General features: G+C 66.6%; 20 protein-coding genes. 9 read left to right on the forward strand and 11 right to left on the reverse strand.

From position 1 onward, the window contains the following. On the reverse strand, positions 1-758 hold a 758-nt coding region (locus tag GGC30_RS14105; protein WP_153925512.1), incomplete at its 3' end, for an SIMPL domain-containing protein. A 138-nt stretch (positions 759-896) separates the two neighbouring features. Here GGC30_RS14105 and mdh point away from each other — a divergent pair. Beyond that, positions 897-1,859 (forward strand): malate dehydrogenase, encoded by a 963-nt coding sequence (gene mdh / locus GGC30_RS14110; RefSeq protein WP_153925515.1) that lies wholly within the window; start codon positions 897-899, stop codon positions 1,857-1,859. Between the two features lie 85 nt (positions 1,860-1,944). Here the strand turns inward: mdh and GGC30_RS14115 are convergent, their stop codons facing one another. Both GGC30_RS14115 and zapE read right to left on the reverse strand, forming a co-directional pair. Continuing rightward, positions 1,945-2,445 (reverse strand): YbjN domain-containing protein, encoded by a 501-nt coding sequence (locus GGC30_RS14115; protein ID WP_153925518.1) that lies wholly within the window; start codon positions 2,443-2,445, stop codon positions 1,945-1,947. 34 nt (positions 2,446-2,479) lie between these two features. After that, positions 2,480-3,571 carry a cell division protein ZapE gene (zapE, locus tag GGC30_RS14120; protein ID WP_153925521.1) on the reverse strand — a complete coding sequence of 364 codons (1,092 nt, stop codon included), beginning with the start codon at positions 3,569-3,571 and terminating at the stop codon, positions 2,480-2,482. Positions 3,572-3,714: 143 nt separating this feature from the next. On the opposite strand from zapE, the gene GGC30_RS14125 reads away from it, so the two are divergent. From GGC30_RS14125 to GGC30_RS14135, 3 genes are read left to right on the forward strand one after another with little or no spacing between them, the layout of a single operon-like run. Beyond that, on the forward strand, positions 3,715-4,761 hold the full coding sequence (locus GGC30_RS14125; protein ID WP_153925524.1) for an aspartate-semialdehyde dehydrogenase: 1,047 nt from the start codon (positions 3,715-3,717) through the stop codon (positions 4,759-4,761). 15 nt (positions 4,762-4,776) lie between these two features. Continuing rightward, positions 4,777-5,703, forward strand: coding sequence for an EamA family transporter RarD (gene rarD, locus GGC30_RS14130; protein WP_153925527.1), 927 nt, complete (start codon positions 4,777-4,779; stop codon positions 5,701-5,703). 25 nt (positions 5,704-5,728) lie between these two features. Next, on the forward strand, positions 5,729-7,243 hold the full coding sequence (locus GGC30_RS14135) for an MFS transporter (RefSeq protein ID WP_153925530.1): 1,515 nt from the start codon (positions 5,729-5,731) through the stop codon (positions 7,241-7,243). Here the strand turns inward: GGC30_RS14135 and GGC30_RS14140 are convergent. The 6 genes from GGC30_RS14140 to GGC30_RS14165 form a co-directional block, all read right to left on the reverse strand. Beyond that, a complete protein-coding gene (locus GGC30_RS14140; RefSeq protein ID WP_153925533.1) occupies positions 7,228-8,361 on the reverse strand; it encodes a serine hydrolase domain-containing protein in 1,134 nt (377 codons plus the stop codon). The two genes, GGC30_RS14135 and GGC30_RS14140, sit on opposite strands and share 16 nt — an antisense overlap. 85 nt (positions 8,362-8,446) lie before the next feature. Next, positions 8,447-8,716, reverse strand: coding sequence for an ATP synthase F1 subunit epsilon (locus GGC30_RS14145; protein ID WP_153925536.1), 270 nt, complete (start codon positions 8,714-8,716; stop codon positions 8,447-8,449). Between the two features lie 2 nt (positions 8,717-8,718). After that, a complete protein-coding gene (gene atpD / locus GGC30_RS14150) occupies positions 8,719-10,257 on the reverse strand; it encodes a F0F1 ATP synthase subunit beta (RefSeq protein ID WP_153925540.1) in 1,539 nt (512 codons plus the stop codon). A 37-nt stretch (positions 10,258-10,294) separates the two neighbouring features. Next, positions 10,295-11,173, reverse strand: coding sequence for a F0F1 ATP synthase subunit gamma (locus GGC30_RS14155; RefSeq protein ID WP_153925543.1), 879 nt, complete (start codon positions 11,171-11,173; stop codon positions 10,295-10,297). A gap of 33 nt (positions 11,174-11,206) precedes the next feature. Further along, positions 11,207-12,739, reverse strand: coding sequence for a F0F1 ATP synthase subunit alpha (gene atpA / locus GGC30_RS14160; RefSeq protein ID WP_055754289.1), 1,533 nt, complete (start codon positions 12,737-12,739; stop codon positions 11,207-11,209). Positions 12,740-12,811: 72 nt separating this feature from the next. Continuing rightward, entirely contained in the window at positions 12,812-13,366 is a 555-nt protein-coding gene (locus GGC30_RS14165; RefSeq protein WP_091751459.1) for a F0F1 ATP synthase subunit delta, read from the reverse strand. Between the two features lie 986 nt (positions 13,367-14,352). Between GGC30_RS14165 and GGC30_RS14170 the strand changes: the two genes are divergently transcribed. Continuing rightward, positions 14,353-15,180, forward strand: coding sequence for a TerC family protein (locus tag GGC30_RS14170; RefSeq protein ID WP_055807309.1), 828 nt, complete (start codon positions 14,353-14,355; stop codon positions 15,178-15,180). A 5-nt stretch (positions 15,181-15,185) separates the two neighbouring features. Then, positions 15,186-15,959 carry a glutaminyl-peptide cyclotransferase gene (locus GGC30_RS14175; RefSeq protein ID WP_153925546.1) on the forward strand — a complete coding sequence of 258 codons (774 nt, stop codon included), beginning with the start codon at positions 15,186-15,188 and terminating at the stop codon, positions 15,957-15,959. A gap of 69 nt (positions 15,960-16,028) precedes the next feature. On the opposite strand, the gene katG is transcribed toward GGC30_RS14175, so the two are convergent. Further along, positions 16,029-18,299 (reverse strand): catalase/peroxidase HPI, encoded by a 2,271-nt coding sequence (gene katG / locus GGC30_RS14180; RefSeq protein ID WP_153925548.1) that lies wholly within the window; start codon positions 18,297-18,299, stop codon positions 16,029-16,031. Between the two features lie 146 nt (positions 18,300-18,445). Here katG and GGC30_RS14185 point away from each other — a divergent pair, with 146 nt between their 5' ends. The 3 genes from GGC30_RS14185 to GGC30_RS14195 all read left to right on the forward strand — a co-directional run bounded on the left by GGC30_RS14185 (position 18,446) and on the right by GGC30_RS14195 (position 21,136). Further along, positions 18,446-19,345, forward strand: coding sequence for a hydrogen peroxide-inducible genes activator (locus GGC30_RS14185; RefSeq protein WP_055807300.1), 900 nt, complete (start codon positions 18,446-18,448; stop codon positions 19,343-19,345). A gap of 72 nt (positions 19,346-19,417) precedes the next feature. Then, positions 19,418-19,669 carry a hypothetical protein gene (locus GGC30_RS14190; RefSeq protein WP_055807296.1) on the forward strand — a complete coding sequence of 84 codons (252 nt, stop codon included), beginning with the start codon at positions 19,418-19,420 and terminating at the stop codon, positions 19,667-19,669. A gap of 93 nt (positions 19,670-19,762) precedes the next feature. Beyond that, positions 19,763-21,136 carry an NAD-dependent succinate-semialdehyde dehydrogenase gene (locus GGC30_RS14195; RefSeq protein WP_153925550.1) on the forward strand — a complete coding sequence of 458 codons (1,374 nt, stop codon included), beginning with the start codon at positions 19,763-19,765 and terminating at the stop codon, positions 21,134-21,136. A gap of 77 nt (positions 21,137-21,213) precedes the next feature. On the opposite strand, the gene acnA is transcribed toward GGC30_RS14195, so the two are convergent. Continuing rightward, positions 21,214-23,940: an aconitate hydratase AcnA gene (gene acnA / locus GGC30_RS14200; protein WP_153925552.1), complete on the reverse strand. Its 2,727-nt coding sequence runs from the start codon at positions 23,938-23,940 to the stop codon at positions 21,214-21,216. Between the last annotated feature and the right edge of the window lie 173 nt (positions 23,941-24,113).

The following is a 24,113-nucleotide window of genomic DNA, read 5'->3' on the forward strand; positions in this document are numbered from 1 at the left end:
GCCGCGGGCGGCGGGTAGCTGATGCGCGACCCCGTCACCACAATATCGTCCACCGTCGTCTCCTGCCCGCCCCCTGCGGCGTACGAATGCCAGCCCGCCAGCACGTCCGTCTGGCAGACTCGGCCCGACGGATCGATGATCTTGACCCGGCCCAGGGTCGCGCCGGCGTTGGTCGCCGCCGCCTCGGCCCGGCGTCGCGCATCCTTCATCGCCTCGGCCTGCAGATTGGCCTTCCAGCTGTTGTCGGGGTCCAGGTTGAAATTGACTTGTCCGATCGAGGTCGGACGCGAAGCCACGATGGTCGCATAGACCCGCTCGATCAGGCGCACATCGCGCACCGTCACATTGACCGAGGCGTCGGCCTGATAGCGGGCCACGCGGTCGGCGCGGGTGTTGTCGCGCATCACCCCGTTTTCGTCGCGGTACTGGTCATAGAGCGGCCGAGTGGTGACGCTGGTCTCGACGCGCACCTTGTCCGCCCCATAGGCCGACAAGGCCTGGCTCAGCGCCCGAACCTGATCGGCGGCGGCGCGCGAGGCCTCGGCGACGCTGCGGTCCACCGACTGGAAGCTGGCCGAAACGAAGGCGCGGTTGGCCTGAATCTCCACCCGCACCTGGCCGACGGAGGCGATGACCGGATCGCGCATCCACCAGGGTGCGGGAATATAGCGGTCGCCGATGGTCGCGGGCGGCGTCTGGGCCAGCACAGGCGTGGCGACCGACGCCAGCAGCAGGGCGAAAGCGAATGAACGGCGCATCGAAGTCCTCCGGTTGTCGCCGGACCTTCGCAAGCCTGACCAAGGCCGTAAAGCGAGGTTCTTGCGACAGCCGCGCGAGGGGTCTAGACCGCCCGCACGATTAATCCCCTTTCGCACACGCAATAAACGGAGACATCCATGGCTCGCGCGAAGATCGCCCTTATCGGCGCCGGCATGATCGGCGGAACTCTGGCCCACGTGGCCGCGCGCGAAGCCCTGGGCGACGTGATCCTGTTCGACATCGCCGAAGGCACGCCCCAGGGCAAGGCCCTCGACATCGCCGAGGCCACCGCCGTCTTCGGTTCGGACGTGGCCCTGAAGGGCGCCAACGACTATGCCGACATCGCGGGCGCCGACGTCTGCATCGTCACCGCCGGCGTGCCGCGCAAGCCGGGCATGAGCCGCGACGACCTGATCGGCATCAACCTGAAGGTCATGAAGGCCGTCGGCGAAGGCATCAAGGCCCACGCCCCCAACGCCTTCGTCATCTGCATCACCAACCCGCTCGACGCCATGGTCTGGGCCCTGCAGAAGTTCTCGGGGCTCCCCAAGGAGAAGGTCGTCGGCATGGCCGGCGTGCTGGACTCGGCCCGCTTCGCCTACTTCCTGGCTGAAAAGACCGGCGTGTCGGTGCAGGACATCCACGCCTGGACCCTGGGCGGTCACGGCGACGATATGGTGCCGATGGTGCGCCACTCGACCGTCGGCGGCCTGCCCCTGCCGGACGCCGTCGCCGCCGGCTTCCTGTCGCAAGACGAGCTGGACGCCATCGTCGAGCGCACCCGCAAGGGCGGCGGCGAGATCGTGGCCCTGCTGAAGACCGGCTCGGCCTTCTACGCCCCGGCTGAATCCGCCATCGCCATGGCCAAGTCCTACCTGCTGGATCAGAAGCGCGTCCTGCCCTGCGCCGTCTGGCTGTCGGGCGAATACGGTTTGTCGGACCTCTACGTCGGCGTCCCCGCCCTGATCGGCGCCGGCGGCGTCGAGAAGATCGTCGAGTTCACCACCAACGACGAAGAAAAGGCGATGTTCGAAAAGTCCGTCGCCTCGGTACAGGGACTGCTGCAGGCCTGTAAAGATATCGACGGCTCGCTGGCGTAAGCCGCGCGACGATCAAATGACGAAGGGCCTGCGGAGCGATCCGCAGGCCCTTTTTCTTTCCCCTCCTCCCGTTGGGAGAGAAACATCATTGCGGCGGGACGTAGCCCATGCCTGCCGCAAACTTGGGCAGCAGTTGCAGCCAAACCGTCAGCGGGTCCGTCAGTTGCGCCACGCCTTCGCCCGACAGCACGACGATATCGTACTGCACCGTCGCCGTCGGCGTTTCGGCCGCAGTATGGAAGGCTTTCAGATAGCGGTTGTCGCGGTTCCAGGCGTTCACCTTGTCCAGCGTGGCCCCGGCGCCCGGCACCACCGCGCTGAACTGAACCTCGCCGCAGCCAGACGCTTCACAGCCGTAGAAGAAGACCGCCCAGGTCAGGCCCGCATTGGTCACGGTGAAGAAGCTCAGGCCGTTCTCGGTCTGCACCGGCCCGACCCGCCCGCCCAGCCCGGTGATCCACGTCCCGACCTCGCCCGGCGTCAGACCGCGACTGGCCGCAGCCGGCGCCGTCTGGGCGAGCGCTCCTCCCGCCGTCAGCGGCGATAAGGTCAAAGAAAGGGCGGCAGCGAGGGCGAGACGGCGCATGGAAACACTCCGAGGGTCAGCCCTACCCTAGCCGTCAGTCGCGGACGTGCGCCAGCCAGTCCTTGCTCTGCATTTCGTTGAAGCGCGACACGGTGCGCTCGAACTCGAACACCCCCACCCCTTCGGTATAGAGGGCCTCGGGCTCGGCCGCCGCCAGCACGATCAGCTTGGTCTTGGCCTCATAGAGGGCGTCCACCAGGGTCACCAGACGCCGCGCCTCGTGGTGGTTGGCCGAACTCAGGATCGGCACGTCTTCCAGGAACAGCGTGTGGAACCGCTGGGCGATAGCCAGATAGTCCTGCGGCCCCAGCGGCTTGGCGCACAGGTCGTTAAACGTCGCCCGCGCCATCGACCCCACGGTGCGCTCCACCACCACATTGCGACCCAGCACGGTCAGGTGCGCCGGCTCTTCTGGTTCGCCCCCTTTCAGCTCGCGCCATAACGCCTCGAACGCCGCGCGGTCGTCCGGCGTGTGCCAGACCTGGGCCGAGGTCATCCGGTCCAACCGCCAGTCGCGCGCCCCGGCCGTCTCCACGACCACGCAGCGCTCGCGGATGATGTCGATGAAGGGCAGGAAGAGCTGACGGTTGATGCCGTTCTTGTAGAGGTCCTCCGGCGCGCGGTTCGAGGTGATGGCCAGCACCACCCGATCCTCGAACAGGGCTTCGAACAACCGGCCCAGGATCATGGCGTCGGCGATGTCGGTGACCTGCAATTCGTCGAAACACAGCAGCCGGGCTTCCGACGCGATCAGCTTCGCGATCGGCGGGATGGGGTCGTCGCCCTTATGGGTTCCGAACACGGCCTTGCGGGCCTTCGCATCCCCCTCGCGCCACTGTTTCACCAGATCGTGGATGCGGGCCATGAAGGCGTGGAAGTGCGCCCGCGTCTTTCGCGGTTCAGGCGTCGCCGAATAGAACAGGTCCATCAGCATCGACTTTCCGCGTCCGGGCGGGCCGTAGAGATAAATGCCCCGCACCTCCGGCGCCTTGCCGAACAGGCCGCGTTTGGCCAGATCGACCTCCAGCCGCTCCAGTGCCGTGATCACGCTCTCCTGCGCCGGATCGGGCGTCAGCACGCCCTCTTCCACGCGGATGTCGTAGGCGTTGCGAATACGGGAGGTCATGGGAGGACTGCTTAAAGCCCGGCACAGTGAAAAGCGATTGCTTCGCGGCTGCGAACGCCTAAATGCACAGCACACACCAAACCGCGCTCAAGCAGCAAGGCTCCGCTGAGCCGAGCGGTAGCGCGTCCGAAGGACCAAGCATCATGGGTTATCGCGTCGCCATCGTCGGAGCCACGGGCAATGTGGGCCGCGAAATGCTGAACATCCTCGAGGAGCTGGAATTCCCCGTCGATGAAATCCACGCCATCGCCTCGCGCAAGTCCAAGGGCGTCGAGGTCTCCTTCGGCGACAAGACCATCAAATGCCAGGACATCGAGCAGTTCGACTTCTCCAAGGTCGATATCGTCCTGATGTCTGCTGGCGGCGCGGTGTCCAAGGAATGGTCCGAGAAGATCGGCAAGGCCGGTCCTATCGTGATCGACAACTCCTCGGCCTTCCGCAAGGACCCCGACGTGCCGCTGATCGTGCCCGAGGTGAACCCGGACGCCATCAAGGACGCGACCAAGAAGAACATCATCGCCAACCCCAATTGCTCGACCATCCAGCTGGTGACGGCGCTGAAGCCGCTGCACGATGCGGCCAAGATCAAGCGGGTGGTCGTCTCGACCTATCAGTCGGTGTCTGGCGCCGGCAAGGAAGGCATGGACGAGCTGTGGAACCAGACCAAGGCCATCTACGGCCTGGGCGACGCCACGCCCAAGAAGTTCCCCAAACAGATCGCCTTCAACGTCATCCCCTACATCGGCTCCTTCCTCGAGGACGGCTCCACCGACGAGGAGAAGAAGATGTCGGACGAGACGCACAAGATGCTGGACCCCGACATCAAGGTCACCGTCACCTGCGTGCGCGTGCCCGTCTTCGTGGGTCACTCCGAGGCCGTGAATGTGGAGTTCGATCGCTCCATCGAACCCGATGAGGCCCGCGCCATCCTGCGCGAGGCGCCAGGCGTGCTGGTGATCGATAAGCAGGAACACGACGGCTATATCACCCCCGTCGATGCGGCCAGCGAACACGCCGTCTATGTCAGCCGCATCCGCAAGGACCCGACCGTCGAGAACGGCCTGAACCTTTGGGTCGTGTCCGACAACCTGCGCAAGGGCGCCGCCCTGAACGCGGTCCAGATCGCCCAGTTGCTGGACGAGACCGGCGTGATCAAGTCGTCGTCGGGATATCGTTCGATCACGGTCTAGGCGGTCTCAACCGTCATGAACGCCAACGCACTCCCTGCCGACGGCCGAGCCGTCGGTACGGCCATCGCCTGCTACACCCTGTGGGGGCTGCTGCCGCTGCTGTTCATGGCGATGTCGGCGCACGGCTTCGGCGCGCCCGAAATCCTGGCGCACCGGGCGGTCTGGTCGGTCTTTGTTGCCGCCTTGGTCCTGCTGCTGGCCGGGCAATGGGGCGAGGCGCGCCGGGTGCTGGCCACGCCGCGCACCCTGGCTTGGCTGGCGCTGTCCGCGCTGCTGATCGGCACGAACTGGAGCCTTTACGTCTTCGCCACCACGCATCATGCGACGCTGGAGGCCAGCCTCGGCTACTATATCAATCCCCTGCTCAACATGGCGGCCGGCGCCGTGCTGTTCCGCGAGAAGATCGACCGCTGGAGCGCGCTCGCCATCGGTCTGGCCGCCATCGGGGTCGTGATCCAGACGATCGCCCTGGGCCATGTGCCGATCATCGGCCTGACCCTGGCCGTCACTTTCTGCGCCTATGCGGTGATCAGAAAGCGCGTGCCCGCCTCGGCCCAGACCGGGCTGTTCGTGGAATGTCTGGTGCTGCTGCCCATCGGCGCGGTCTTCCTGGCCTGGTTGACCACCCACGGTCAGGCGGTCGGGTTCGCGTCGCCGTCCGGTCTGATCTGGGCGCTGGTGAACGGCCCGGCCACCGTGATCCCCCTGGCGCTGTTCGCCTGGTCGGCGCGGCGTCTGCCCCTGTCCACGGTGGGCTTCATCCAGTTCCTGGCCCCGACGCTGCAGTTCGCCTGCGGCGTGGCGACCGGCGAGCCGCTGACCCTGCTGCGGATCGTCTCCTTCGTCTTCATCTGGGCCGGCGCTGGCGTCTTCGCCCTGGCCGCCTTCAATCGCAGCCGCGCCGCACGCGAGGCGTTGAAGACCACGGCGGAACCGGCGTAGCGTTCGCCTACACGGAGGCGAGGCCATGACGACCGCCCAACCGGGCCCGTGCGAAGGCGGACAGGTCCACGCCGCCGCCGAACCGGCCCATCCGCTGTCGGCGGCACGCAAACGCTGGGTGCTGGCCGCGACGGTGCTGGGCTCCAGCCTGACCTTCATCGACGGCTCGGCCCTGGGCGTCGCCCTGCCCGCCGTGCAGCGGGATCTCGCGGCCGGCACAGCGGCGGTACAGTGGGTGTCGAACGCCTATCTGCTGACGCTTGGCGCCCTGGTTTTGATCGGCGGGGCGGCCGGCGATCGGTTCGGCCGCCGACGGGTCTTTCTGATCGGGGTCGCGATCTTCGCCCTGGCCTCCATCGGCTGCGCCCTGGCGCCCACCGTCCAGGCCCTGGTCGCCGGCCGAGCGATCCAGGGGATCGGCGCGGCCCTGCTGACGCCCGGCGCCCTGGCGGTGATCGGCGCCACCTTCCCGCCCGAGGAGCGGGGCAAGGCCTTTGGAACCTGGGCCGGGTTCGGGGCCCTGACCGGCATGGTAGGGCCGCTGATCGGGGGATGGCTGGCCGACGCCGCCGACTGGCGCGCCATCTTCTGGATCAACGTCCCGCTGGCGATCCTGACCGCCTTTGTGACCCTGGCCGCCACGCCCGAGAGCCGCGATCCCGACGCGCGCGGTCTGGACGGTCCGGGCGCGGTTCTGGCGGTCGCCGGGCTGGGCGCCCTGACCTGGGCCCTGACCGCCGCGCCCGATCTGGGGTTCGCATCGCCCGTCATCCTGGCCGGACTTGTCGTGGGCGCGGCGTTGCTGGCCGCCTTCGTCTGGGCCGAGGCGCGCCAGAGCCACCCGATGATGCCGCTGGGCCTGTTTTCGTCTTCCGTGTTCAGCGGAATCAATCTGCTGACCCTGCTGCTCTACTTCGCCTTGGGCGGGGCGATGTTCTTCCTGCCCTTCGATCTGATCCGGGTTCACAACTGGAGCGCGACCGAGGCCGGCGCCGCCATGCTGCCCTTCGCCGCCGTCATGGGCCTGTTCTCCGGCCTGGCGGGACGGGTCGCCGACCGGTTCGGCGCGCGTCTGTCGCTCAGCCTCGGGCCGGCCCTGGCCGGGATCGGACTGGCGCTTCTGGCTGTGCCTGCGCCGGGCGCCGGCTACGTCGACGGACCGCTGGCGGGGATGACGGTGCTGGCGATCGGCATGACCCTGGCGGTCGGGCCGCTGACGGCGACGGTGATGGGGGCCGTCAAGGCGGGCCACACCGGCGTGGCCTCGGGCGTCAACAATGCAGTGGCGCGCGTGGCCAGCCTTCTGGCCGTCGCCCTCTTGGGCCTGGTGCTGTCTGCGGTCTTCGCCGGGGTCGCCAATCTGCCTGACGCCCGCGCCCAGCTGGCCCAGGTCATGTCGGGCGCCGAGATCACGCCCGTCGTACGCGACGCCTTCCACGCGGCATTTCGGGCCGTGATCCTGACCTGCGCCGGCTGCGCGGGCTTGGCCGGCCTGATCGGTCTGTTGACCGCGCCCGGCCCGGTTCAGAAGGCGGCGTAAAGCGCGTCCAGCAAACGCTTGGGCCGAGGGTCGCCGATCAGGTGCGGCGACTGGCGCGTCATGACATAGGCCGCCGACAGTTTCCGCGAGGGATCGGCCATGGCCATCGACCCGCCCCAGCCATAATGGCCGAAGGCTTCGTTGGGCCCGAACACCCTCAATCCGTCGTTGCGCATCAGACCGGCCGCCCAGCTGATCGTATAGGGCAGAACCTTGTCCGGCCCATGGATGCGCTCGTGCGTCAGCTGATCCAACGTTCCCGCCGACAGCACCGACCGGCCGTCCAGCACGCCGCCATTTGCCACTACGCCCAGCATCTTCGCCAAGCCCAGCGCCGTGCCGTGCAGATTGGCCGACGGAATCTCCATCTCGCGCCAGGCCGCAGAACCGCGCCCGCCCGGCGCCGAGCCGCGATCCAGGAAGGCGGCCTGTTTGATCGGATCGATGGCCCCCAGGCTGGGCGCCGCCGTGGGTTTGCGCATCTGCGCCACCCGTCCATGCTCGCTTTCCGGCAGGCCGATCCACAGGTCCAGCTCCGCGAAGTCCTGGCGCAGCGCCTGGCCCATCGTCCGGCCGGTCGCGCGGCGATAGAGCTCATTGGCCAGATAGCCGACGGTGATCGGGTGATAGCCCGAGGCGGTGCCCGGCGCCCACATCGGCTGCTGAGCCGCCAGACGCGACAGAACCGCGGACACATCGAACCAGATCGTTGGATCGACCGCCTCGGAAAAGCCCGGTAGCCCCGACTGGTGGCTCATCAGCTGGGCGACGGTGACCTCCGCCTTGCCCGCCGCCCCGAACTCGGGCCACAGCGAGGCGACCGGCTGGTCATAGTCGATCTGACCCGCCTCGACCGCCGTCGCCATCAGGATGGCCATCACCGCCTTGCCGGTCGAAAACACCGAGGTCAGGGTAGTGTCGGTGAACGGCGTCGTCCTGGCCGTATCCGCATGGCCCGCCCACAGATCGACGACCGTTTCGCCCTCGACCAGCACGCTGAACCGCGCCGCCTGCTCGTTCAGCCCCTCGGGGGCCTCGGTGAAGTTGGCGGCGAAGGCCTCACGCACGGCCTCATAGCCGGGGGCGCAGACGCCGTGGATGTCGATGAGATCGGTCATGGGCCGGTCCTAGCGCGCCCGCCGCCCACGAAAAAGGCCTCCCGCCGAAACGGGAGGCCTCAAATCTTTCGATCCTTCGACAGGATCAGGCGGCGACGACCTCGGTGGCCTGTTCGGCCAGGACGGTCAGGCCTTCGCCGTTCACGTCGGCGAAACCGCCGTGGACGTCGTACTGGGTCTTGGCGCCGTTGCTATAGACGGTCACCAGACCCTCGCGCAGGGCGGTCATGAAGGGGGCGTGGTCCGGCAGGACGCCGAAGTCACCCTCGACGCCCGGTGCATCGACCTGGTCCACGAGGCCCGAGAAGACCTCGCGTTCCGGCGAGACGAGGGAGAAGTTCAGCTTGCCGGCCATGATCAGGCTTCCGACGCCATCTTCTCGGCCTTGGCGACGGCCTCTTCGATGGAGCCGACCATGTAGAAGGCGGCTTCCGGCAGGTGGTCGTATTCACCGGCGACGATGCCCTTGAACGAGCGGATCGTATCGGCCAGCTCGACGAACTTGCCGGGCGAGTTGGTGAACTGTTCGGCCACGAAGAAGGGCTGCGACAGGAAGCGCTGGATCTTGCGGGCGCGCGAGACGACCAGCTTGTCCTCTTCCGACAGCTCGTCCATGCCCAGGATGGCGATGATGTCCTTCAGGCCCTTGTACTGCTGCAGGACTTCCTGAACCGAACGGGCGACGTTGTAGTGTTCGTCGCCGATGACCAGCGGGTCCATGATCCGCGAGGTCGAGTCCAGCGGGTCAACGGCCGGGAAGATGGCCTGGGCGGCGATGTCGCGGCTCAAAACCGTCGTCGCGTCCAAGTGGGCGAACGAGGCGGCGGGCGCCGGGTCGGTCAGGTCGTCGGCGGGCACGTAGATGGCCTGGACCGAGGTGATCGAACCCTTCTTGGTCGAGGTGATGCGCTCCTGCAGATTGCCCATCTCGGTGGCCAGCGTCGGCTGATAGCCCACGGCCGAGGGGATGCGGCCCAGCAGAGCCGACACTTCCGAACCGGCTTGCGTGAAGCGGAAGATGTTGTCGACGAACAGCAGCACGTCCTTGCCTTCTTCGTCACGGAAGTATTCCGCGATCGACAGGCCGGTCAGGGCGACGCGAGCGCGGGCGCCGGGGGGCTCGTTCATCTGGCCGTACACCAGGGCGCACTTGGAGCCCTCGGTCGAGCCGCCGTTCTTGGACGGGTCCACGTTAACGTTGGACTCGATCATCTCGTGATACAGGTCGTTGCCTTCGCGGGTGCGCTCGCCCACGCCGGCCAGAACCGAATAACCGCCGTACGCCTTGGCGATGTTGTTGATCAGCTCCTGCATGGTCACGGTCTTGCCCACGCCAGCGCCGCCGAACAGGCCGATCTTGCCGCCCTTGGTGTAGGGGCACATCACGTCGATGACCTTGATGCCCGTGACCAGGATTTCAGACGAGGTCGACTGCTCTTCGAAGCTGGGCGCTTCCTTGTGGATCGGGCGGTATTCGGTGGTGGCGATCGGGCCGGCTTCGTCGATCGGCTGGCCGACGACGTTCATGATGCGGCCCAGGGTGCCGGGGCCGACCGGCGCCTGGATCGACGAGCCGGTGTCTGTCACGGGCTGGCCGCGCGTCAGACCTTCGGTCGTGTCCATCGAGATGGCGCGGACCATGTTCTCACCCAGGTGCTGGGCGACTTCCAGAACCAGGGTGAAAGGCTCGCCCGTCTTCTGGTCGATGTTCTGGGTGTGCAGGGCGTTCAGGATCGCCGGCAGGTGGCCGTCGAACTCGACGTCGACGACGGCGCCGATGACCTGGGCGATCTTGCCCGTGGCGACGGCCGCGCCGGGCGCGGCCGCGGCGACAGGCGCCTTCTTGACGGCGGGCTTCTTGGCGGCGGGTTTCTTGGGGGCGACGGTGTCGGTCATGGTCAGGGTCCGTATCGGAATGTCTGTTCGGTCGGGATCAGAGGGCTTCGGCGCCGGCGATGATCTCGATCAGCTCGGTGGTGATCTGGGCTTGGCGCTTGCGATTGTATTGCAGCGTCAGGGCGTTGATGAGGTCACCCGCATTGCGCGTGGCGTTGTCCATCGCCGCCATCTGCGAGCCGAAGAAGCCGGCCTGGTTCTCATACAGCGCGGCCAGAATCTGGGTCGTCAGCGCGCGCGGCAGCAGGGTTTCCAGGATTTCCTCTTCCGAGGGCTCGTACTCATAGACCGCGCCGTTCAGGTCGATCGGCTGGGCGTCGCCCTCGACCACGGCCGGGATCAGCTGCTTGGCCGTCGGGACCTGTTGGATCACCGACTTGAACTGGCTGTAGAACAGGGTGACCACATCGGCCTGACCCTCTTCGAACGCCGTTGCGATCATCTCGGCGACCGGCTGGGCCGACGGCAGGCCGATCGTCTTTTGGTCCGACAGCTCGAAGGTGTGGACCACCTTGTCGCCGTACAGACGCGCCAGCTGATCGCGCGACTTCTTGCCGACAGCGATGATCTTCACATCCTTGCCGGCGTTGATCAGGCTGTTGATCCGCTCGCGCGCGGCGCGGATGACGTTGGTCGAGAAACCGCCCGCCAGACCCTTGTCCGCCGTCGCCACCACGATGAGGTGACGCTGGTCCTGACCGGTGCCCGACAGCATCTTGGGCGCGTCGGCGCCCGAGACGCCGGCGGCCAGATTGGCGATGACCGAGGCCATCTTCTGCGCATAGGGCCGGGCGCTTTCGGCCTGGTCCTGGGCGCGCTTCAGCTTGGCCGCGGCGACCATCTGCATGGCTTTCGTGATCTTCTGCGTGGCTTTCACGCTTCCGATCCGATTGCGCATTTCCTTGAGGCTGGCCATCCGGCGCTTACTCTCTCAGCTTACCAGACGGGTTCAGGCGAAGGTCTTGACGAAGGCGGCCAGGATGTCCTTCAGCTCGGCTTCGAGGTCCGAGGTCAGGTCCTTCTTGGTGCGAATGCCTTCAAGCAGGCTGGCGTGGTTCGCATGGATGCGCGCCAGCAGTTCCTTCTCGAAGCGGCCCACGTCGCCGACGGCGATGCCATCGATGTAACCGCGCGTGCCGGCGTAGACCGAGACGACCTGCTCTTCCATCGCCAGCGGCGAATACTGCGGCTGCTTCAGCAGTTCCGTCAGACGGGCGCCGCGCGCCAGCAGCTTCTGTGTCGAGGCGTCCAGGTCCGAGCCGAACTTGGCGAAGGCGGCCATCTCGCGATACTGGGCCAGCTCGCCCTTGATCGAACCGGCGACCTTCTTCATCGCCTTGGTCTGGGCCGACGAGCCGACGCGCGACACCGAGATGCCGACGTTCACGGCCGGGCGGATGCCCTGATAGAACAGGTCCGATTCCAGGAAGATCTGGCCGTCGGTGATCGAGATCACGTTGGTCGGGATATAGGCCGAAACGTCGTTGGCCTGGGTTTCGATGATCGGCAGGGCGGTCATCGAGCCCGAACCGTAATCCTCGTTAAGCTTGGCCGAGCGCTCCAGCAAGCGGCTGTGCAGGTAGAAGACGTCGCCCGGATAGGCTTCACGGCCGGGCGGACGGCGCAGCAGCAGCGACATCTGGCGATAGGCGACGGCCTGCTTGGACAGGTCGTCATAGACGATCAGGGCGTGCATGCCGTTGTCGCGGAAGAACTCGCCCATGGCGGTGCCGGCGAACGGGGCCAGGAATTGCAGCGGGGCCGGTTCCGACGCTGTGGCGGCGACGACGATCGTGTATTCCAGCGCGCCCGACTCTTCGAGGGTCTTGACGATCTGGGCGACGGTCGAACGCTTCTGACCGATGGCGACGTAGATGCAGTAGAGCTTGGCGCTCTCGTCGTCAGTCTTGTTGACGTTCTTCTGGTTCAGGATGGTGTCGACGGCGACGGCGGTCTTGCCAACCTGACGGTCGCCGATGATCAGCTCGCGCTGGCCGCGGCCGACGGGGATCAGGGTGTCGATGGCCTTCAGGCCGGTTTGCATCGGCTCGTGAACCGACTTGCGCGGGATGATGCCGGGCGCCTTGACGTCCACGCGGCGGCGCTCGGTGAACTGGATCGGGCCCTTGCCGTCGATCGGCTCGCCCAGCGGGTTGACGACGCGGCCCAACAGACCCTTGCCGACCGGAACGTCCACGATCTCGCCCAGGCGGCGCACGTCGTCGCCCTCGGCGATGGCGGCGTCGGCGCCGAAGATCACGGCGCCCACGTTGTCGCGCTCGAGGTTCAGGGCCATGCCCTTCACGCCGGCCTTGGTGAACTCGACCATTTCACCGGCCTGGACATTGTCCAGGCCGTGGATGCGGGCGATGCCGTCGCCGACCGACAGCACGCTGCCGACGTCGGAGACATCGGCTTCGACGCCGAAGTTGGCGATCTGCGACTTGAGGATGGCCGAGATTTCAGCGGCGCGGATGTCCATGACGGGCTCTCTGTTCTTCAGTCTTCTGCGGGTGCGCCGTTCAGGCGCGCATTCTTGGTGGCGGGAGCGCGTTTAGGCGCGCTTGAGGGCGAACTTCATCTGGTCGAGCTTGGTCTTCAGCGAGGCGTCGAACAGTTTCGAGCCGACCTTGACCTTCAGGCCGCCCAGGATCGACGGATCGACGCGCGCGGTCAGTTCCGGCGCCTTGCCCAGGCTCTTGGACAGGGCGGCGGTGATGGCGGCGACCTGTTTGGCGTCCAGCGGCTGGGCCGAGACGACCTCGGCGGCGACCACGCCGGCGTGTTTGGCGTAGCGGGCCTCGAATCCGGCGATCACGGCAGGCAGATCTTTGGCGCGATGGTTCTGACCCAGCAGACCCAGGAAGTTGGTCGTGGTCTGCTCGAACTTGGCCTTGGCGGCGATAGCGACCAGACCCTTGGCCTGGTCCGGCGCGGCGATGACGGGCGAGGTGGCCAGGCGACGCAGATCGGCGCTTTCGGTCCAGGCCGCCTTCAGCGACTTCAGGTCGGCGCGGACGGCGTCCAGGCGGCCGGTTTCCAGCGCCAGGTCGAACAGCGCCTGTGCGTAGCGATCGCCGACTTCCGTCGTTCTGAAATCATCAGCCACTGATTAGGGTCCGAGGTCGTTGTGTCAGGGTCGCAACCGACTGCGAGGCTCGCAACGGTCAAAAGCTTGAAATGCTTACGGAAAGCACGACGGAGGCCGTATCCTTAAATACGCCCCCTTCAAGCCGGGCGCCTGATAGCACGGGGTTTCGCCGCTCGCAACATTGCGTGAAGGCGCACCGATGCCGCAGGGGGACAGGGGCGACGAAAGAACGCCCGTCTCCTCCCCATGCAATGGGGAGGGGGACCGCGAAGCGGTGGAGGGGTTCTAAACGCCGCTTGAGCGCCTGCGATGCGGAAAGAGCCCCTCCGTCTCTCCGCTACGCTTCGAGCCACCTCCCCATGAATGGGGAGGAGACGATGCTCAGCCATCGCAATGCCGCTGGTCCATCCGCAAGGATTTCAACCGCTTGCCGATTTATGTCGCTCTTCTCCCATCCACGGGGTCAAACGGCCCCATAATACATCCGTCTCGTCGCATGGAGGGCTCGCCTGGCCTGCGACCTTGCGGCGGCGGGAGCGGAGGGAACGGGGGCGATGGTGAGACTCCATCGCGGCGCCGGGGCTGATCGGTCGGGGAATCGCCCGGCGTCCGCAGTCGCGTCGCAGGGTCGAGGGGGATACTCGGCCGCACCGGGGATCGGGGATCGCTGCTCCGACCCGCCCGTCGCAGGCTTATGGGGTTAGGCGATAAGACCGCCACCGCTCGGCGCCCCGAGCTTGCAGGCCAACCCCCCGCGCGGAGCGTCACACCCTTCGTCGAAACGGTACTTACAAACTCACACTCCGGGCGAAGGCCCGGCGCTCCGTCCAGCCCTCCAGACCTCCAGACCTCGCTGCGCCCGCGCGAGGGCGCCGTCGCACGTCCGTTCGCCGCCTGTGCCTAGCAAGGGGGTGCGACCATGACGCCGCACCCCATCGCTTGATCGGAACCCGCGTCGGCCCTAGCGATTTCCGCTCAAGCTTTATCCTCCACCAGGAACCCCGATGCTCGACAGCATAACCCCCCTGCTCTCCGATCCGGCCGCCTGGGCCGCATTGGTGACCCTCATCGTGATGGAAGTCGTGCTCGGCATCGACAACCTGATCTTCATCTCCATCCTGTCGAACAAACTGCCCGAGCATCAGCGCCAGAAGGTGCGGCGCATCGGTATCGGCCTGGCGCTGATCATGCGTTTGGCCCTGCTGTCGATCATCGCCTGGCTGGTCGGTCTGGTGCAGCCCGTGTTCACCGTCATGGGCAATGAATTCTCCTGGAAGGACCTGATCCTGATCGCGGGTGGTCTGTTCCTGGTCTGGAAGGCGACCAAGGAAATCCACCACACGGTCGATCCCACGCCCAGCCACGACGTCATGGACAAGAAGGACGTGGTCATCGCCAACGCCGGCGCGGCCATCTTCCAGATCATCCTGTTGGACATCGTCTTCTCGATCGACTCGATCCTGACGGCCGTCGGCATGACCGAGCACCTGCCGATCATGGTCGTCGCCGTTCTGGTCGCCGTGACCGTCATGCTGCTGGCCGCCGACCCGCTGGCCAACTTCATCAACAAGAACCCCAGCGTCGTCATGCTGGCGCTCGGCTTCCTCCTGATGATCGGCATGGTGTTGATCGCCGACGGCTTCGGCTATCATGTGCCCAAGGGCTACATCTATGCGGCCATGGCCTTCTCGGCCGGTGTTGAGGCGTTGAACATGCTGGGTCGCAAATCCGCATCCAAGAAGGAAAAGGCCGAACTGGCCCGCAGCGAGGCGAACGCCGCCGAGGCCCGCGCGCAAAAGGCCGAGGCCGAAGCCGCCGCCGAGCGGGGCTAAGGCTCATGATGCGCCTGTCGTCCCGGCTCGCCGGCCTTGCCGCCGGTCTGCTGCTGACGACAGGCGTCGCCCTGCCGATCAGGGCCGAAGTGCCGGTCCAGTCCTACGAGATCGTGCGGGCCTATCCGCACGACACGGGGGCCTTCACCGAGGGCCTCTTCTTCCACGACGGCGCCCTCTACGAGAGCACGGGCCTTTATCCGTCCTTCATCCGCAAGGTCGATCTGGAGACCGGCCGCGCGGAGCGTCAGCGCGACCTGCCGACCATCTATTTCGGCGAGGGCATGACCACGCTGAACGGCAAGCTCTACAGCCTGACCTGGCGCAACCACATCGGCTTCATCTGGAAGCTGGACGATTTCTCGCCTCTAGGCGGCTTCTCCTATCCGGGTGAGGGCTGGGCCCTGACCACCGACGGCCGCCGCCTGATCATGAGCGACGGCACCGACCAGCTGCGCTTTCTGGACCCCGAAACCCTGGCCGAGACCGGCCGCGTCTCCGTCACCGCCGACGGCCGGCCGCTGGATCAAATCAACGAACTGGAATGGATCGACGGCGAGGTCTTCGCCAATATCTGGCAGGACAACCGCATCGCGCGCATCGATCCCGAGACCGGCGTGGTCAAGGCCTTCATCGACCTGACCGCCCTGGTCCCCAAGGGCGCGAACCTCGACCCCAACGACGACGTCCTGAACGGCATCGCCTGGGACGCGGCGGGAAAGCGCCTGTTCGTCACCGGCAAACGCTGGCCGCAGCTGTTCGAGATCAAGCTGCGCTGATCCGCGCGAAGAAAAGGCCGGACGCTGCGACGCGCCCGGCCCTCTTCTTTTTCAGCCTCTGCCCCCGGCTCAGCCGTGCAGGTCGAACCGGTCGAGCTCCATCACCTTGGTCCAGGCCGCCACGAAGTCCGAGACGAACTTCCCTTCGGCGTCGGCCCCAGCATAGACCTCGGCCAGCGCGCGCAGCACGGCGTTGGAGCCGAACACCAGATCGACACGCGTGCCGGTCCACTTGGCTTCGCCCGTCTTGCGGTCGCGGCCTTCGAAGACGTCTTTGGCGTCCGAGGTCGCCGCCCACTTCACGTCCATGTCCAGCAGATTGACGAAGACATCGTTGGACAGCACGCCCGGCCGCTTGGTCAGCACGCCGTGCGTCGCACCGCCCGTATTGATGTTGATCGCCCGAAGGCCGCCGATCAGCACCGTCATCTCCGGCGCCGTCAGCGTCAGCCGCTGCGCCTGATCGATCAGCAGCGACTCGGCCGGCACCGCATAGCGGGCCTTCTGGAAGTTGCGGAAGCCGTCGGCGACCGGCTCCAGATAGCCGAAGGATTCGACATCCGTGTCCGCCTGGCTGGCGTCGGTCCGGCCGGGCGTGAAGGGCACGCTGGCGTCGTGGCCCGCCGCCTTGGCCGCCTGTTCGACGCCTGCATTGCCGGCCAGCACGATCAGGTCGGCCAGAGACACCTTCTTGCCGCCCGTCTGCGCCTGGTTGAACTCGGTCTGAATGCGCTGCAACGTCCTCAGCACCCGATCAAGCTGTTCGGGCTGGTTGACGGCCCAATCCTTCTGCGGCGCCAGGCGGATGCGGGCGCCGTTAGCCCCGCCCCGCTTGTCCCCGCCCCGGAAGGTCGAGGCCGAGGCCCAGGCCGTGCCCACCAGTTCGGCGGCGCTCAGGCCCGATTCCAGCACCTTGGCCTTCAGACCCGCCGCGTCCGTCGCACCGATCAGCGGATGATCGACCTCCGGCACCGGATCCTGCCACAACAGGACTTCGCTCGGGACTTCCGGACCGACATAGCGCGAACGCGGTCCCAGATCGCGGTGCGTCAGCTTGAACCAGGCCCGCGCAAATGCGTCGGCAAAGGCCTGCGGATCGCTCAGGAACCGTCGCGAGATCGCCTCATAGGCCGGGTCGAACCGCATCGACAGGTCGGTCGTCAGCATGGTCGGCCGCTTCTTCTTGGCCGGATTGTGGGCGTCGGGGATGATCTCGCCCGCGTCCTTGGCCACCCACTGATGCGCCCCGGCGGGGGACTTCTCCAGCTCCCATTCGAAGCCGAACAGGTTCTCGAAATAGAAGTTGCTCCACTGGGCCGGCGTCTGGGTCCAGGTGACTTCCAGGCCGCTGGTGATGGCGTCGGCGCCATGTCCCGTGCCGAAGCTGGAGGTCCAGCCCAAGCCTTGCGCCTCCAGACCGTCGCCTTCCGGCTCTGCGCCGACGTGGTCGGCAGGGCCCGCGCCGTGCGTCTTGCCGAAGGTGTGGCCGCCGGCGATCAGGGCCACCGTCTCTTCATCGTCCATCGCCATCCGGGCGAAGGTGTCGCGGATGTCGCGCGCCGCCGCGATCGGATCGGGATTGCCGTCCGGCCCCTCCGGATTGACGTAGATCAGGCCCATCTGCACGGCGGCCAGCGGGTTCTCCAGATCGCGCGAATGCTTGTCGCCGTCCGCATTGTCATCGCTGACCAGCACGGCCTCGTCGCCCGGCTTCACAACACCGTCCGAGCCGTGGGCATAGCGCTCGTCGCCGCCCAGCCAGGTCGTTTCGCGACCCCAATAGACGTCCTGATCCGGCTCCCAGGTATCGGCGCGGCCGCCGGAGAAGCCGAAGGTGCGGCAGCCCATGGTCTCCAGCGCGACGTTTCCGGTCAGGATCATCAGATCTGCCCACGAGATGGCTTGGCCATACTTCTGCTTGATGGGCCACAGCAGGCGACGCGACTTGTCGATATTGACGTTGTCGGGCCAGGAGTTCAGCGGCGCGAACCGCTGCTGGCCCCGCCCGCCGCCGCCCCGACCGTCGCCGACGCGATAGGTGCCGGCGCTGTGCCAGGCCATGCGGATGAACTGCGGGCCGTAATGGCCGAAGTCGGCCGGCCACCAATCCTTGGAGTCCGTCATCAGGGCGCGCAGATCCGCCTTCAGCGCCTCATAGTCCAGCTTGGAAAAGGCCTCGCGGTAGTCGAACGACTCCCCCAGCGGGTCGGACTTGGTCGAGTGCTGGTTCAGCAGATCGACCCGCAGCTGATTGGGCCACCAATCGCGGTTCTGAACGCCGCCGCCTGCGACCGACCGGGGCGTCCGGCCGGAAAAGGGGCATTTGGCTTCGTCGGTCATGGTGTTTTCTCCCTGCTGCTCTGGCGCACGACGGTGAGCGATTTTTGCATCGCCCTGTAGATGATGGGGTCATACGACACGGGTCAAACGGATAAAGCCAATCGATTATCCTTGGCGTCAGCATAGGACAGGCCTATTTCCCTTCCATGCTCCCCACGTTGCGTCAGCTCCAGTATCTCAAGCTCCTGGCCGAACACGGCAGCTTCTCGCGCGCCGCCGAGGCCGCTCATGTCAGCCAGCCCGCCCTCAGCGCCGGGGTGCAGGAGCTTGAGCGCATCCTGGGCGCGCCGGTGGTCGAACGCGCGCGCGGCGCCGTAATCATGACCGCCGTTGGAGCCGAGGCCGTTCGCCGCGCCGAGGACGTCCTGGCCCGCACCGAGGATCTGGTCGAGGCGGCCAAAAACGCCGGGCGGCTGCTGTCCGGCCGTTTCCGCCTGGGCGTCATCCCCACCGTCGCCCCCTTCCTGCTGCCCGCCAAGCTCCCGTCGGTGAAGGCCGCCTATCCCAGCCTGAAGCTGTTCATCCGCGAGGATCTGACGCCCCGGCTGATCGCGGCGCTGAAGGCGGGTCAGATCGACGCCGCCGTCATCGCCCTGCCCTATGATGCGCCAGGCATCGCCCACGCCCGCATCGGCGATGACGAGATCATGGCTGCCGCCCCCGCCGACCATGCCTTGGCCGCACCCGGCCCCATCCGCCCCGGCTCGCTGCGGGCCGAGGATCTGATCCTGCTGGAGGACGGCCATTGCCTGCGCGACCACGCTCTGGCGGCGCTGGACATCGAGGCCCCGCGCGGCGACGACGTCTTTGCGGCTACCAGCCTGCACACCCTGGTTCAGATGGTCGGCTCGGGCCTCGGCGTCTCCTTCCTGCCGAAGATGGCGGTGCAGGCCGGTCTGGCCGACAACCCCTCCGTCGCCATTCGCGCCTTCGAGAACCAGGCCGACGGCGTCCCGCCCCATCGCGAGATCGTCGTCGCCTGGCGCGCCGGCTCCAGCCGCGCCGCCGAGGCCCGGCTGCTGGCCGAGGCCCTGAAGCTAGAGTGAAGCTAGAGCGAAAACGGACTGAGGCTCGATTGATCGATTGACCTGAGCGCCGAACAGGCCGCTTGGAAACGGATGGCAACCGAAACCGTCTATATCGTCCAGGCCTACGTCCAGGGCCGGGGCAAGGCCCTGCGCGCAGAACCCCAGGTCGGCTGCAAAGACGCCGAAGAGGCGCGTCGCAAGGCCGAACGGCTGGCGCCGTTGCGTCTGGGCGTCGTCGCCTTCGCCGTCTCGGCCGACACCGAAATGGGGGATTACGACGAGGAGCCGACCATCCTCTTCAAGTCCGGCCAACTGCCGCCGCCGTTCAGCGATCCGGACTGACGACCAGGCAACCCGCCCCGACAGGTCGCGTTTGCTTTCCTGACAACGGATCGGCGCCGCCCCGGGCGTCCGACCGAAACTTCAGGACGCCCCATGGCCTATCGCACCCTCAATCCCTTCACCGAACAGCTGGTCGAGGACTATCCGGAACACACCGACGACGCCGTCGAGGCCGCCCTGACAAAAGCCGACGGCCTGTTCCATTCGGATTGGTCCAAGGGCGACATCCAGCCGCGTCTCGCCGTGCTAAAATCCTTGTCAGGCCTGCTGACAGACAACCGCGACGACCTGGCCCGCACCATGGCCGAGGAGATGGGCAAGCCCCTGGCTCAGGGGCAGGGCGAGATTGATCTGTGCGCCGGCATCGCCGCCTACTATGCCGAGAAGGCCGCCGACTTCCTCAAGCCCGAAAAGATCGACAGCGAACTGGGCGAAGCCTGGGTCGAGTTCCACCCGATCGGCGTGCTGCTGGCGGTCGAGCCCTGGAACTTCCCGATCTACCAACTGATCCGCGTCGTCGCTCCCGCCATCGCGGTCGGCAATCCCGTGCTCTACAAGCACGCGGGCATCGTGCCCCGCTGCGCCGCCCGCTTCGCCGAACTGGTGCGTGAGGCCGGCGCGCCGGAGGGCTTCGTCGCCAACCTCTACATCTCCTCGGACAAGGTCGCCGAACTGATCGGCGACGACCGCATCCAGGGCGCGGCCCTGACCGGGTCGGAGGGCGCCGGCGCCAAGGTCTCGGCCCGCGCGTCGGAAATGCTGAAGAAGTCCACCTTGGAACTGGGCGGCAGCGATGTCTTCGTGGTGCTGGACGACGCCGACATCGAAAAGGCGGTCGCGGCAGGCGTCGAAGGCCGTCTGTCCAACGCCGGACAGGTCTGCACCGGCTCCAAACGCTTCATCGTCCAGAAGTCGGTCTCCGACGCCTTCATCACCGGCTTCGTCGAAGGCATGAAGAAGGCCGTCATGGGCGATCCGCTGGACGAGGCCACCGACCTGGGCCCGCTGTCGTCCGAAGATGCGCTGAAGACCCTGACCAAGCAGGTGGAAGAGGCGATCCAGCACGGCGCCAAGGCGGTGACCGGCGGAAAGCCCGCTGACCGCACCGGCTTCTTTTACGAGCCGACCGTCCTGACTGACGTCGCGCGCGACAACCCGGCCTTCTATCAGGAGTTCTTCGGCCCTGTGGCCCAGGTCTTCGTGGTTGAGGACGACGATGCGGTCGTGGCTCTAGCCAACGATTCCCACTTCGGCCTGGGCGGCTCGATCTTCTCGGGCGACACGGACCGCGCCCGCAAACTGGCCTCGCGCATCGAAACCGGCATGGTCTTCATCAACACCACCACGACCTCCATGCCCGAACTGCCGTTCGGCGGCGTCAAACGCTCGGGCTTCGGCCGCGAGCTGGGCGACGTCGGCATCAAGGAGTTCGTGAACCGCAAGCTGGTGGTCGTCAGCGCCGACTGACCACCGCCTTTCGGCAAACAGAAAAGGGCCGGCGGATCGCTCCGCCGGCCCTCTTTCTCGTCTGGGCGATCCGCGACCTATTCGGCGGCGATCGGCGCTTCGGTTTCCGGGCCTCGCGCCAGGTTGCGGAGCACATAGGGCATGACGCCGCCGGCCAGCAGATAGTCCAGCTCGGTCTGGTTATCGATGCGGCAGCGGACCGGGAAGCGGGCCATCTTGCCGTCCGACGGGCGGAACAGCTCGACCCACAGATCCTGACGCGGCTTCAGCTTGCCGATGTTGGCGTCCGACAGGCCGCGGATCGTGACGATCTCCTCGCCCGTCAGGCCCAGCTTCAGCCAGCCGTCCTGCTTGAACTGCAGCGGCACGACGCCCATCCCGACCAGATTCGAACGGTGGATGCGCTCGAAGCTTTCGGCGATGACGGCGCGAACGCCCAGCAGGCGCGTACCCTTCGCCGCCCAGTCGCGCGACGAGCCGGTGCCGTATTCCTTGCCGGCGAAGACGACCAGTGGACGGCCTTCCGACTGATACCGCATGGCCGCGTCATAGATCGACATGGTGTCGCCCGACGGGAAGTGCTTGGTGACGCCGCCTTCGATCTCGGGCGTGATGCGGTTCTTGATGCGGATGTTGGCGAAGGTGCCGCGCATCATGACTTCGTGGTTGCCGCGACGGGCGCCGTAGCTGTTGAACTCGGCCGCCTCGACGCCGTGGTTGGTCAGATAGACGCCGGCGGGCGAGGTCTTCTTGATCGAACCGGCTGGGCTGATGTGGTCGGTGGTGATCGAGTCGCCGAAGATGGCCAGAACGCGAGCCTCGACCACGTCCTGAACCGGGGTCAGGTCCATCGACAGGCCGTCGAAATAGGGCGGGTTGGCGACGTAGGTCGAGCTGTCGTCCCACTCATAGGTCTGACCGCCGGTGACCTTGATGGCCTGCCAGTGCTTGTCGCCCTTGAACACGTCCTTGTAGCGTTTGGCGAACATGGCCGGGGTGACGGACTTGCGCTGGATGTCGGCGATTTCCTGCGTGCTGGGCCAGACGTCCTTCAGGAAGACGTCGTTGCCCTTCTTGTCCTGACCGATCGGATCCTTGGTGATGTCGATCCGCATCGAGCCGGCGATGGCGTAGGCCACGACCAGCGGCGGCGAGGCCAGATAGTTGGCCTGGACGTCGGGGTTCACGCGACCTTCAAAGTTGCGGTTGCCCGACAGGACCGAGGTCGCGACCAGAGCGTTGTCGTTGATTGCCTTGGAGATGGCCGGATCCAGCGGACCCGAGTTGCCGATGCAGGTGGTGCAGCCATAGCCGACCAGGTTGAAGCCCAGGGCGTCCAGATCCTTCTGCAGGCCGGCGTCGGTCAGGTAGTCGGTCACGACCTGCGAGCCGGGGGCCAGCGAGGTCTTGACCCAGGGCTTGGCCTTCAGGCCCAGCGCATTGGCCTTGCGCGCCACCAGACCGGCGGCGATCAGGACCGACGGGTTGGAGGTGTTGGTGCAGGAGGTGATGGCCGCGATGACCACGTCGCCGTCGCCGACGGTGAACTTCTGGCCATCGACCGAGACGCGCTCGGCGTCGGACGGACGGGCGAAGACGTCGGTCAGTGCGGTTTCGAAGGCGGGGGCGGCGGTGGTCAGTTCGACACGGTCCTGCGGACGCTTCGGGCCCGCCAGCGACGGCACGACGGTCGAGATGTCCAGTTCCAGCACGTCGGTGAAGACCGGGTCTTCCGAGGTTTCGTCGATCCACAGGCCTTGCGCCTTGGCGTAGGCTTCGACCAGGGCGACGCGCGCCTTGTCGCGGCCCGTGGCGGTCAGATAGCCGATGGTGGCGGCCGAGACGGGGAAGAAGCCGCAGGTGGCGCCGTATTCCGGAGCCATGTTGGCGATGGTCGCCTGGTCCTCGATGGTCATGTTCGGCAGGGCGTCGCCGAAGAACTCGACGAACTTGCCGACCACGCCCTTCTTGCGCAGCATCTGGGTGACGGTCAGCACCAGGTCGGTCGCCGTCGTGCCTTCGGGCATCGTGCCCGTCAGCTTGAAGCCGATGACCTCGGGGATCAGCATCGGGATCGGCTGGCCCAGCATGGCCGCCTCGGCCTCGATGCCGCCCACGCCCCAGCCCAGGACGGCCAGGCCGTTGATCATGGTGGTGTGGCTGTCGGTGCCGACGACGGTGTCGGGATAGGCGACGGTCTTCTTGCCTTCGTCCAGGGTCCAGACGGTCTGGGCCAGGTTCTCCAGGTTCACCTGGTGGCAGATGCCGGTGCCGGGCGGCACGACGCGGAAGTTGTTGAAGGCCGACGAACCCCAGCGCAGGAAGTTGTAGCGTTCGATGTTGCGCTCGTATTCGCGCTCGACGTTCTGGCCGAAGGCTTTGGACGTGCCGAAGTTGTCGACCATGACCGAGTGGTCGATGACCAGATCGACCGGCACCAGCGGGTTGATCTTGGCGGCGTCGGCGCCCAGGGCGCTCATGGCGTCGCGCATGGCGGCCAGATCGACCACGGCGGGCACGCCGGTGAAGTCCTGCATCAGCACGCGGGCCGGACGGAAGGCGATCTCGTGCTCGACCGAGCCCTTGTTCTCGACCCAGGCGGCGACGGCCTTCAGGTCGTCCTCGGTGACGGAAACGCCGTCCTCGTTGCGCAGCAGGTTCTCCAGCAGCACCTTCATCGAGCGCGGCAGGCGGGAAATCCCGGTCAGACCAGCTTCCTCGGCGGCGGGAAGGCTGTAATAGGCGTATTTCTTACGCCCGACGGAAAGGTCCTGGCGGGTCTTGAAGCTGTCGATCGACGGCATGGAGAGTTCCTCTGGTCAGCGCCGCCCGACAATCCGGTTGCGCCTTCGCGCGGCAGACGCAGCGGCTCACAGGGCCCCTGCGCGCGCGGCGAAAGCCTGCTGCGGCGACCGTGCCTATAGCCCCGCCACGCCGCACCGTCCATGTGTCCACATCCCTGACGTGGACATTGAGA

It is taken from the genome of Brevundimonas sp. SPF441, from assembly GCF_009661015.1.
GTDB classification, from domain to species: Bacteria; Pseudomonadota; Alphaproteobacteria; order Caulobacterales; family Caulobacteraceae; genus Brevundimonas; species Brevundimonas vesicularis.